General features: G+C 43.3%; 9 protein-coding genes. 3 read left to right on the top strand and 6 right to left on the bottom strand.

Going from position 1 to position 12,045, the window contains the following annotated elements; genetic code table 11:
- Positions 1–343: 343 nt before the first annotated feature.
- Positions 344–3,397, bottom strand: a complete 3,054-nt coding sequence (locus F6K53_RS02515; protein ID WP_366511314.1) for a tetratricopeptide repeat protein — start codon at positions 3,395–3,397, stop codon at positions 344–346.
- Positions 3,398–4,234, bottom strand: coding sequence for a hypothetical protein (locus tag F6K53_RS02520; RefSeq protein WP_293063854.1), 837 nt, complete (start codon positions 4,232–4,234; stop codon positions 3,398–3,400). It lies immediately after the preceding gene.
- 420 nt (positions 4,235–4,654) lie between these two features.
- On the opposite strand from F6K53_RS02520, the gene F6K53_RS02525 reads away from it, so the two are divergent.
- Positions 4,655–4,909: a hypothetical protein gene (locus F6K53_RS02525; RefSeq protein ID WP_075897588.1), complete on the top strand. Its 255-nt coding sequence runs from the start codon at positions 4,655–4,657 to the stop codon at positions 4,907–4,909.
- Positions 4,910–5,655: 746 nt separating this feature from the next.
- On the opposite strand, the gene F6K53_RS02530 is transcribed toward F6K53_RS02525, so the two are convergent.
- From F6K53_RS02530 to F6K53_RS02545, 4 genes are all read right to left on the bottom strand, one after another.
- On the bottom strand, positions 5,656–5,796 hold the full coding sequence (locus F6K53_RS02530) for a hypothetical protein (RefSeq protein WP_293018229.1): 141 nt from the start codon (positions 5,794–5,796) through the stop codon (positions 5,656–5,658).
- Entirely contained in the window at positions 5,793–6,155 is a 363-nt protein-coding gene (locus F6K53_RS02535; protein WP_293018231.1) for a four helix bundle protein, read from the bottom strand. The genes F6K53_RS02530 and F6K53_RS02535 overlap by 4 nt, the downstream gene beginning before the upstream one ends.
- A gap of 286 nt (positions 6,156–6,441) precedes the next feature.
- Complete coding sequence (locus tag F6K53_RS02540; protein WP_293079813.1) at positions 6,442–8,571, bottom strand: glycosyltransferase family 39 protein; 2,130 nt, start codon at positions 8,569–8,571, stop codon at positions 6,442–6,444.
- A gap of 417 nt (positions 8,572–8,988) precedes the next feature.
- A complete protein-coding gene (locus tag F6K53_RS02545; RefSeq protein WP_293037719.1) occupies positions 8,989–10,362 on the bottom strand; it encodes a hypothetical protein in 1,374 nt (457 codons plus the stop codon).
- A 272-nt stretch (positions 10,363–10,634) separates the two neighbouring features.
- On the opposite strand from F6K53_RS02545, the gene F6K53_RS02550 reads away from it, so the two are divergent.
- Together F6K53_RS02550 and F6K53_RS02555 are read left to right on the top strand one after the other, a co-directional pair.
- Positions 10,635–11,636, top strand: coding sequence for a permease (locus F6K53_RS02550; RefSeq protein ID WP_293018236.1), 1,002 nt, complete (start codon positions 10,635–10,637; stop codon positions 11,634–11,636).
- A 233-nt stretch (positions 11,637–11,869) separates the two neighbouring features.
- The gene (locus tag F6K53_RS02555; RefSeq protein ID WP_293063849.1) at positions 11,870–11,995 is read left to right on the top strand and encodes a hypothetical protein; all 126 of its coding nucleotides are present in this window, start codon (positions 11,870–11,872) and stop codon (positions 11,993–11,995) included.
- Positions 11,996–12,045: the final 50 nt, after the last annotated feature.

Consider the following 12,045-nt stretch of genomic DNA (forward strand, 5'->3'; position numbering starts at 1 on the left):
TGGGAGGTGTGGGGAGTGTGGGAGGTGTGGGTAGAGGCATGAATATAGGGTAATATTATATTGTAGCGCTTTTGATAGGAATTTGGTAAACAGAGCTATTGTTTGGTTGTTGGGTTGAGAATGCGATCGCGTAGCGTGACCATTCGCGAAGCGTGGCCTAAAGGCCAAGGTCAATCGCTTTTAGCGGCTCCAAAGGAGCATCGCGTAGCGTGACCATTCGCGAAGCGTGGCCTAAAGGCCAAGGTCAATCGCTTCCTGTGAATTATAATTTCTTTTGATAACTGATCAGTTTTAGGAATAAATCACACAAAATAGCCAATTTTTTCCTAAAATAATTCAAAAATTAGGGATTATTACGGATATCACGCAACCTTTCCAGATTATCACGAAAGGTTACCGTTTTAGGATGATTTGACCCTAACTTCCGCTCTGCAATCTCCAATGCCTCGATATATAGAGGTTCTGCCTGATTGTACTGCTCCTGACTATAGTAGAAATTTGCCAGGTTATTGAGACTATCAGCTATATGGGGATGTTGTTCACCTAAGCAGCCCTTTCTCATCTCCAATGCTTGCATATAGAAGGTTTCAGCCTGATCGTATTGCTCCTGACTATAGTAGAGGTCAGCCAGCCTGTTGAGACTATCAGCTATATGGGGATGTTGTTCACCTAAGCAGCCCTTTCTCATCTCCAATGCTTGCATATAGAAGGTTTCAGCCTGATCGTATTGCTCCTGACTATAGTAGAAATTTGCCAGGTTATTGAGACTGACGACTAAATCTGGATGGTTCTTACCGAGCAACTGCTTTTTCATATCCAATGCCTCGATATATAGAGGTTTTGCCTGATCGTACTGCCCCTGAATATTGTAGAGATTTGCTAGGTTATTGAGAATGTGGGCTACATAGATATGCTTGCGACCCAGCAACTTCTTGTTCATGTCCAATGCCTGCTGATAGAGAGGTTCGGCCTGATCGTATTGCTCCTGACTATAGTAGAGGTTAGCCAGCCTATTGAGACTCTCAGCTATATGGGGATGTTGTTGACCTAAGCAGCCCTTTCTCATCTCCAATGCTTGCATATAGAAGGTTTCAGCCTGATCGTATTGCTCCTGACTATAGTAGAGGTCAGCCAGCCTGTTGAGACTCTCAGCTATATGGGGATGTTGTTCACCCAACCAGTGCTGTCTAATCTTCAATGCCTGCTGATAGAAGGTTTCAGCCTGATCGTATTGCTCCTGACTATAGTAGAGGTCAGCCAGCCTGTTGAGACTCTCGGCTATATGGGGATGTTGTTCACCCAACCAGTGCTGTCTAATCTTCAATGCCTGCTGATAGAAGGTTTCAGCCTGATCGTACTGCCCCTGAAGATTGTAGAGGTTACCCAGGCCATTGAGAATGTGAGCTACATGAGGATATTTTTTACCTAGGCAGGGTTTTATAATATCCAATGCTTGCAGCAATAGGGGTTCGGCCTGATCGTACTGCCCCTGAATATTGTAGAGATTTGCTAGGTTATTGAGAATGTGAGCTACATGAGGATGTTTTTCACTCAGGCGGTGCCTTGCGATCTCCAATGCCTTATGATAGAAATCTTCTGCCTGATGGTAGTCCCCCTGGGCAGAGTAGAGTGCTCCTAAGTTGTTGAGAATATATATTTTATAAGGATGGTCTTCACTCAACAACTTTTTTGTCATCTCCAATGCCTGATCTAAGAGGGATTTTGCCTGATCGTAGCGCTCCTGAATCCCATAGACTCTTCCCAAATTATTTAGACTTAGGACTAGATCAGGATGGTCTTCACTGAGCAGTGTCTTTCTTATCTCCAATGCCTTGAGGAAAAAGGATTCTGAGCGATCGAACAGCCCCTGATCTTCGAGGAATACTGCCAGGTCGTTGAAAGTTTCGGCCACATCAGGATGCTCTTCACCCAGTAACTCTTTTCTGAGCTCCAATGCTTTGACATAGAGGGACTGAGCCTGATCGTATCGCCCCTGATTAAAGTAGATTTCTGCTAGATGGTTGAGACTGGTGCCCACATCGGGATGTTTCTCACCCAGGCGGCTTATGGTTATGTCTAAACATAGCTCCCACCACCGTTCAGCCTGGTTATAGCTACCTTGACCTTCATAGAATCTTCCTAAGCCAGTAAAGAGTGATAGTAAATCTTCATCCCTGATCCAATTAGTGAAGACTGTGGCAGCTTCGGCTAAATGGGGGATGGCGGGTGTCACTGCTGCAATCTGATCACGAGTTGGTGTCTTGGGAATTTCTTTTGCCTTAGCCGCCATTGCCTGACAAAAGCTTTGCTTGTAGGAATCAGCCTCTGGTAATTGAGCGAGCTTGGTCTGGAAGAATTCCCGAATTAGTGGATGGAGTCGATAGGTTTTATTTTCAGTCAATGCCAACATATTAGGATTGACTAGAAAGCGATCGCATAATTCTTCTAATTCTTCTTGTGCTTTTCCCCATTCCTCCTGATCTTGAGCTTGGATAATACAAGCCTCTACCAGTGACCACTCAAAAGGAGCAGGAGCAAACAGACTCAGATTACATCCTAACTGCTGGGCTTTTGGTGGTAAATCATTCCACGATAAATCCAATGCTGTTGCTACATCCAACGGGGCTGTCATCTTCCCTTGTTCTGTTGGATAAAGTAACGCCTTAGCTGCTAATTTCTCTTGCTCTAAATGTTTCTGAACTTTAGCAATAGTGGAACTCGGATATAGATCTAAATATCGTCCTACTAATTCCAAACCCAAGGGCAAATAACCCAACCATTCACATAAGGCTTCTGCTTCTGTTAGTTCTTTGTCAATGCGCTCTTTTCCAACAAGGCTACGGAATAATTCTAATGCTGCCTCTGGGGATAATACATCCAAGTCAATTCGTCGGTAAGAAGCTCCTGGACGCTGACGGCTGGTGACCAGTACCTTGAAGCGGGATTGGGCTGGAGGTAAGTAGGGTTCAATTCTCTGTTTATAGTCATTGCCGAAAGAAAGAACATCATCCAGCACGATTAATACTGTTCCTTCTGGCCAATTTCTCCAGCAGTATCTTACCTGGTCGTTGAACTCTAGTTCATCTGGAATGGTTAATCCTAAGTCCCTACGCCCAAAACTAACAAGTTGAGTGCCAAGATCTGCACGGCGCACTTGCAACCAGCACAAACCACCACGATACTTATCCTGATATCTCAGTGCATATTGTAGAGCTAATTCGGTTTTGCCCAAACCGCCCATTCCGGCAATGGCACAAATCATTAATTGATCGCTCTGTTGAAGTTCCTGATGGAGCTGTTCAAGTTTATCTTGTCTCCCGACAAAGTGAGGAGTGCCACGATTAGTAATGTTACTGGGGGGATTTAACTTTGTCCGTTCCCGGTCGGACGACTCCAGCTAATGCTCATGAATACGAATCTCGCCAAAATAAACTGTTCCGTTGCTGTCATCCCTTAGGCGCACAGGAGTTTTGAGGCATTCCTCAATAAATTTCCTGACACCAAGATAGACCTGACTGTTTTGAGACTCTGGTTTGCATAGGTCAATATGGTTCTTTGCTATAGCAACCGGCTTCACTTTTTCAATGCCTGGGTTAGCACTATCTGGGTCTACCACTAAAATTCCTTTGAAAGGCTGGGTTTCATAATAGACCTTTGTAGCAATTCCTAAACTCCGAACATTTTCTCGATACCACTCATTTAATTCCCGTAACTGAGGGTGATGAGCTTTTAGTTCCTCCACAGTTACGGTGGTTCGTGACAAAACGCTAATATTATCAATTAAATTAGCTAGATTAGCACCAGTGTGGGGAGTACCCAGAAATACAATCCCTGTAGTCTTCTCAAGAATAGCTTGCTTTTGAAAGGTCAACGCACTGTTAAGCATTTTCTTGACTAAAAGCCCGCCCAGACTATGAGTAATAAATACTAATGGACGCTTGCCAAGATCGTGGATATTTAACCAATCTAATAAATTACTGGCTTGATCGAAAAGGGGCATACTGCTGTTGCTTTTCCAGTTTGTCCCTTCAGCGTTATACCCAAAAGACCAGATATTAAGACCTAGCTGATCGTTTCCTAACCAAACTGGCCAGAAGTCATAATCATCCCGTTTTTCCTTAGGATGCCACGTGCTTATCCCATTCCCTCCCAGCCCGTGAACAAACACCACATCTGCCTTGGCAAATGAGTCCTGGTGGCTTGAGATTTTTATCAAGTCCGTTAATTTACTCAAGGATTAGCCTCCAGTTAATTATATAGTATTAACCAGTAGATGCTTGAAACCCAATCTCGATTTAGTTTAACACAGGGAAATATCGGGAGTAGGGAGTAGGGAGTAGGGAGTAGGGAGTAGGGAGTAGGGAGTAGGGAGTAGGGAACAGGGAATAAAAATTATCACAATTCATTACTTTACCGATTTACTGTTTCCGTAGTTCTCGATAAAATTACTTCTCAAAAAAATGCGATTCTCTGAAAGAGACGCTACGCGATTCCATTTCAAAATTTCCCCTCTGTTCCCGATTCCCGATTCTAAATTATTAATTCTGTACAATTTATTTCAATATACCCTCAGAAAATAAATTATAAAATTCCTTGACAAACCAATTTATAATCGTTATTATTATAGTATAAACTTCAAACAAAGGTTTTAACGATGACTGAAGAGTTTATCCCAAACGAAAACAACAATCCTGAAGAGATTACTCCCGCTAATACTCCTCAGGAACCTTCTCAAAAAAAATACCCAGTTAAGCACATTTTAAAAGGATCACGTAAAGCCATAATGAAGACCATGCATACCCTATATGCGCTGCGTTACGCGGAAATCTCCGAGTGGAGCCCCCTTCAGCCCACTGGCATCTCAGGGGAATTCATCACGATGATGACCAAATACCTGATTATCGATTAAACTAATTTAGGGGGGGTAACCCCCCTGGCCGAAACATTAGGTCTCATCACATGGGATTGTGTTTAGGTTTGGTTGAAAAATTGTAGTCATCATCAAAACCTCTAGCCGTGGAAAAGATTTCTGCGGCTATTTTTTTTGGGAAGGTTGAAGGTTAGAATGTTGAAGGTTGAAGGTTAGGATGTTTAAGGTTGAAGGTTAGGATGTTTAAGGTTGAAGGTTAGGATGTTTAAGGTTTAAAGTTAGGATGTTTAAGGTTTAAAGTTAGGATGTTTAAGGTTTAAGGTTATGAGGTTGAAGGTTGAAGGTTAGGATGTTGAAGGTTGAAGGTTAGGATGTTGAAGGTTGAAGGTTAGGATGTTGAAGGTTGAAGGTTAGGATGTTGAAGGTTTAAGATTAGGATGTTGTTCGCGTAGCGTGGCCTTTTGGCCAAGGTTATTAAGGTTGAATTTTGTTCGCCCTTGGTCTTTCAGTAGGGTATAGTAATCAGTTGAGGAATTGTGAGAATTGTTGATGCCATTTCCCTACTCCCTACTCCCTACTCCCTGTTCCCTGTTCCCTGTTCCCTATTCCCTTTCCTTGATAAGCTTTAGCGGAAGCTCTCAGCCAAATGAATGCTCCGGTAGCGAAGGGAATTAGTAGGAAAAGGGTACCAAATGTCAGGGGATGTTCTCTGACATATTCGCTGTAAACCATCACTGCTATTGCTGAGCCACAATAAATTAATCCACACAGGGGAATCGCAATTACTAGTAAAGCAAATTTAGTATCTTTATCCATGGTATAGCGGTTTTTAAGCTAGTAAAGTACAATTTTTTGGGTTTTAGGGAGCAGGGAGCAGGGAGCAGGGAGCAGGGAGCAGGGAGCAGGGAAGGAGAAACAGAAGTCATTGTTCTAGCTTTTTAATAAGAGCAATAATCATTCGACTTTCTTCTTTAAGTAAAGAAACAATTACTTCTATATCTGTTTGCTTAGATAAGCCTACTCTAGAAGATAAAATAATATGTGTTTCTAATTCGTTAATTGAGCCTTGGGCAATATTAAGAAATCTGACGTACTCAGCGGTTGACCTTCTCCCATATCCTTCTGCTATATTAGCCGGAATAGATACCGCAGCTCTCCTAATTTGTTGAACCATGCCGTATAATTCATCTTTAGGAAAAAATTTAGTTAATAAATAACACTTTTCGGCTATATCCATGCCTTTTTGCCAAATTATTAAGTCTTTAAAATTATTAATGTTTGACATTTATAAACTTATTTATAGAGTATAGTGTTTACGGCGGTTTGCATAACTATCAGGTGCACAGGATTGTTTTCCGTCTTATGACTTCCCTCTTCACTGCTCCCTACTCCCTGCTCCCTGCTCCCTAAAAACCCAGAACTTTATACCTAACTGAATGGCAAACCGCTGTATGCTAGTTATAGCACTTTCCCTAAAAAAATGAGGTACATTAAATTTTATTACCCCTGCTCCCTGCTCCCTGCTCCCTGCTCCCTAAAAAATCTACCTCACCTAACTGAAACCCCTATGTTCAGCTTTCCCCAACACATCGATAAAGCTTATAACTGTATTGACCAGCCCACTTTCGAGAGCGCTTTTCTCGAAAGCATTGCTGAGAGTCTAGGTCAACTTTAGTACGGAAATTGACTAACCATAAGTCTAGTGGTCGTGGCAATTCCTTTAATTGTTGTTGTAATTGTTGGACAGAATCCTCGTAACTGGAACTATTCCGGTCACGATCTACTAAGAAAAATTGGGGAAAATCCCTGGAATTATCATTAGAACCATTAGCAACAACCATACCTTTCAATCCCCAAGCTAATCCCATCATCCGCCCGGTCTGTCCATGGTGTTTGTAGGTCGTTGCGATCGCAACCGGTGCTTCACTTGCTTCCTTAACAATAGACACTAATAGATCCGGGCGCTCGTTTTGAAGATAACCAAGATTCGAGACTGTCACTAATCCACCCAACAGCCCAATCAACCATACCGCTACAACTATCCTTCTGCCAAAGTAAGACTTATAGCCTTTTTCAGATGAATTGACCTCACTGCCTTTAGCTGCAAGCCCCCTAAATCCCCATCTGTCAAAAAGCGAAGCATCCGCTAATTCCCCCCAGAATTGGGGGGTTAGGGGGGCGGAATTTGCTGTATACCCTTTGTCATCCCGATCAGGTACATCGGATTTTGTTCCATTTCCCTGCTCCCTGCTCCCTGCTCCCTGCTCCCTGCTCCCTACTCCCTCCTCTTTCCCCCCCTTATTAAGGTCTTTCCCCCCCTTATTAAGGGGGGTTAGGGGGGATCCCAGCTCTGTCCGCTCCTGATTAAGACTTCGGTATTCTTTCCCCCCCTGATCAAGAGGGTTCCTGCTCCCTGTTCCCTGCTCCCTGCTCCCTGCTCCCTGCTCCCTGTTCCCTATTCCCTGTTCCCTATTCCCCACTATCTGATTCCAACAACCACCTAAGCTTGCTGCCACCAAGAGGATCACTGCTGGAAAGTAGACGAAGTGAAAACGAGGGGCTGTGCTTAAATCTATACCGAAACCCCAGGTCAAGACTAAACATAACCCAATTGCTGCTAAGACATACTCCCTTAGGATTGTGAAAGCGAAACGGTTATGGTGATCGAGTTGCTGCAATTTCAGTCCATAGCGGAGATGGGATACTATCCAAATCACCAGGATTAACGTAACTATACCGGAAACAATAATAATTTCTAGGGATAGGTCATAGAAAGAAGAAGGTAGCAGTAACACCATACTGAACAGCCATAGTAAGAATCGTCCTATGGGTTCAATCCATCGTGCGATCGCATTTTGGCTATAAATCCATTGGGTAGGGGGACTATCATGAATGGCTTGTAAGGCCGGTATCCACACTAAACATCCCGCTAAGGAACCCATAGCTACTCCATAAATCCGCCACCAGTAAGGTTTGATGAAAGCTAGTCGGTCTTGCTGAGTTTCTCGCCAAGCTTGTCCGAATAATGCGATCGCTTCCGCACCTAAAGTCAGGATAAAGAAATAATGGGTAGCAATCCCGAGACTATTCACTCCCACCCACGCTAACCCTAGCCAACTGGGCAACCGTTCACCACGGTCGATTAACTCTACCGCTTTCACCAAGCAACCCAGAGATGCTATCACCAGCAAAATAGCCAGAGTATAATGACGAGCCTGTTGAGCTAGGAAAATCCCGAAAGGGGACACAGCCATCATTGCTGCTGCTATGTGACCTACCAATAGTGAGCGAAAGGCCAGCCGACCTAGGCAAAAGATAGCTGGAATCGAGATTACTCCCAATAAAGCAGAAAGCGATCGCACTGCCCAAATGGAAACCATACCATCCTCTAATCGGAATAGTTTCAGCCACAGATGGGTCAGAGCAAAATAAACTGGCGGATGGGTACTTTCCGTTAATAAATAATGAATAACATTACTAATGCCACCCTCAGGAGATGGTTTCAGTGGGCTTAATAGGGTTTCTACTCCCATAAACTGATTCAGAGGTAACGAGTAAAAACTGTTACCCAGGCTAAATACTGTTGTCGCACATTCATCAGTCCAAGGAGGTAAAACTCCTAGACCAGCAAAGCGCAGCAAAGCCCCAATCGTAATCCACAGCAGCAATAATAAAACAGTTTGGGATTTTTTTAAGTACATAAAGGAAAGGGAGTAGGGAGTAGGGAGTAGGGAGTAGGTAACAGGTAATCGGGAATCGGGAATCGGGAATCGGGAATCGGGAATCGGGAATGATTTAGCTTAGTAATTTAAAATTTTTAGCAATTATTATTGACTCTTATTTCAAGGTTTTTTGTTTAATACAAAACGTATTAAACAAGGCATTTTGATTGAAATGAAACAGTTATAATTAACCCTTATTTTTAATAATTTATATAACGTTTTTTAAGCTGATCAGCTACATTCAATTTTATTACCCCGACTCCCGACTCCCGACTCCCGACTCCCGACTCCCGACTCCCGACTCCCCATCTCCCCATCTCCCCATCTCCCCATCTCCCCATCTCCCCATTTCCCTACTCCCTACTCCCTACTCCCTACTCCCTGTTCCCTATTCCCTTAACGACTAAATAACCGTAAAATTATCCACATTACCAGAGTAGCGATCGCACCAGTGAGAATACTCCAGGCAAAAGCTGGTGTTACTATAAAGATACTATTATTATCAGGGGGTTGTTGTTTAACTAGGACAGTAGCGGTAATGCTACTGGTTGCTACTCCCACACCAGCCAGAGCAATGCTTTGGTGTAAGCTGCGATTACTCTGAGTTTGGTAAGTTTGGGTCATGCCATCTACTGTCCGAATTAGATTTTCTAGTAAGGTTAAACCAGACTTTAATCTGCCATGCTCCATCTCCAATTGTTGCAGATATTGGCTAGCTGCTAAATCCCTAAACTCTCCCAGAATGTGCCAATCACTCCGTTGATAAACCTGTTTTAATTTAATCAATCGTTGTTGGTAATCTTCGATATTGGTTTTAATGGTTTGGGTTTGGGAATCCAGCCTCCCTAAATTAGTAGCATAACGAGACAATAGGTTGAGATTATTGCTTAGTATTTCCCTTAATTTTACTGTATTTTGGGGTAACATACTGATCTGATCAATAGTACTTTTAACTGAGACTAGATCAGCTTTAAGTTCTGCTAGTGGTCTGTTAATTTCACCATAAGCCCAAAGAATTTTGTTACGATAATACAATAGGTAAATTAAGTCTATATAAATGCCAGTAATGGTGTCGATGATAGAATCAATAGACCGCTTTTTGGGAAACAACCAGATTAACAAATGATGGTTGTGCTTGATCGCTTCTGGCTCTGACCAATCGGCGGGAGGACGCCAAAATTCAAATAAAGTCCCCCCTAGCACTTTGCCTTGGGCTTGGAAGTCTCTTGACCAGTCGGATTGAGACACCAGTTGCTTGTAGCATTCTAGGGCAATTTGTGTCGGGTCTTGATCACGGTCACACAGTTGACCCCACATGATCCAAGTTTGACCAATTGCTCCAGGTTGGTGATTGATGTGGGCAAGAATTTCCCCTTGGATTTTCTTAATATTTGTAATGGGTTGGGGGGAATGGTTGGATTGTCTGATACCATCAGCATAAACTCCGGAACAGTTGACCTGAAGGGCGTAAGTGTTACCAATTTGGATAGGGTAGTAGTAGCCTTCCAAAGGACGCTCGAAATGCTTGACCACATCAGCACCCAATAGTTCCACCAACCTAGATTCTGAGCGTTCTGCCTGTTTGAGCTTAGCCAGTAAGGTGGGCTCTAGGATCAGGTCTGATTCATCACCCTCGGGATGACCATAGATTCTTTGCCAGAATCGTTCACGGTTGTGATCAATAATTTCCGGGTCTTGCCCTAGACCTTCCCGTAGATCGTAGAGGAATAGGTCAAGATTAGGGTATACTATTTTGCTTAGGTCAGACATTGGCTTACCCTTTCATCAGGATAGTAACAAGGATAGTAACACTGTCACCTATTCCCAACCCTCTCATGAAGTGTAGCTAAGCGCCACCCTACGGGGAAACAGCTAGCCTCTATGCTAGAAAAGAAAAGAATCATCTGGTATCAGGTAAGGTATTCCCGATTAAATTTGCCTATCGCTGGTAGCCAAAAGCCTTGCCCTAGACTAGTGTTTGACCTTTGACCTTTGATTTTTCTCTTGCTTAACACGTTGCTCAAGCATAAATAGGAAAATGCATGAATCAGCTCAACAACGCCTTCACCCTATTCTTGAGTTTGTTGGTTGAAGCAACACCTTTTTTGCTACTGGGGGTTATTCTCTCCAGCTTATTGCTGTTTTTTGTGGATGAGCGCAAGCTAATTGCTAGTATGCCTCGCCACCCCTTTCTAGGAGCAGTTTTTGGTAGTTGTGTCGGCTTTTTGTTCCCAGTGTGTGAGTGTGGTAATGTGCCAGTGGCTAGGCGGTTGCTGAGCCAGGGAGCACCAGCACCAGTAGCAATTGGGTTTTTGCTCGCAGCCCCAACCATCAATCCTGTAGTAATTTGGTCAACTTGGGTAGCCTTTCGAGACCAGCCGGAAATCTGGGTATTGCGAATTTTATTTTCCTTAAGTATTTCCATCTTTATCGGCTGTGTCTTCAGTACTCAGAAAGACTTAGGCCCCCTACTGCAACGAGCAGTGTTTCGCTCTAGACCAAGGAAATTTGCTGAGGATAAGCCAGCATTACTACAATCAGGCTCATATTTACTCGGTCAATCTGGTACACCTTTGCCCTTAGACGCTAATGTCTTAAACACACCCGTTAGCCAGAACATAAATACTAAACCCTTATCTGATCGACTACAGCTCTTTGTCGAAAATGCTATACAAGAGTTTCGGGAGCTAGGCTCAATCCTAGTTTTAGGTAGTGCGATCGCAGCCATCATTCAAGTCGTTATCCCCCGTGATATTATCATTAGCCTCGGTCAAGGACCAGTGATGTCTATTTTGGCCATGATGCTATTGGCCGCTGTAGTATCCATCTGTTCCACCGTCGATGCATTTTTTGCCCTCGCCTTTGCCTCAACCTTCACCAGTGGCTCGTTGTTAGCATTTCTAATCTTCGGACCAATGATTGACATCAAAGCCATCGGTTTACTGTTATCTGTATTTAAAACCAAGTCAATCATTTACCTATTTCTAATAGCAGGGCAATTAACATTTTTATTGACTTTGTTTCTTAATTTGTATGTGAGTTAGGGAGTAGGGAGTAGGGAGTAGGGAGTAGGGAGTAGGGAGTAGGGAGTAGGGAGTAGGGAGTAGGGAGTAGGGAGTAGGGAGTAGGGAGTAGGGAGTAGGGAGTAGGGAGTAGGGAACAGTAAAAAATCCTATTGCCTGATTATTTGTTAATTATGAACAATTCATTATTAAGTATTAAGGGTGATCAATAATTTTTAAATAAGTGTTGAATCCAGTAGTAAACATTTCCCAACATGTCTTTATACTATCCCCAAAGTCTTAGCACTACTCCCTGCTCCCCGCTCCCTGCTCCCTGCTCCCTGCTCCCTGCTCCCTGCTCCCTACTCCCTGCTCCCTGCTCCCTGCTCCCTACTCCCTAGATTAAATTTTAAATATTCCTACAATCCATTGACTTGTTAATGATGAATCC

The sequence above is a fragment of the Moorena sp. SIO4A1 genome, assembly GCF_010672065.1.
Lineage (GTDB): Bacteria > Cyanobacteriota > Cyanobacteriia > Cyanobacteriales > Coleofasciculaceae > Moorena.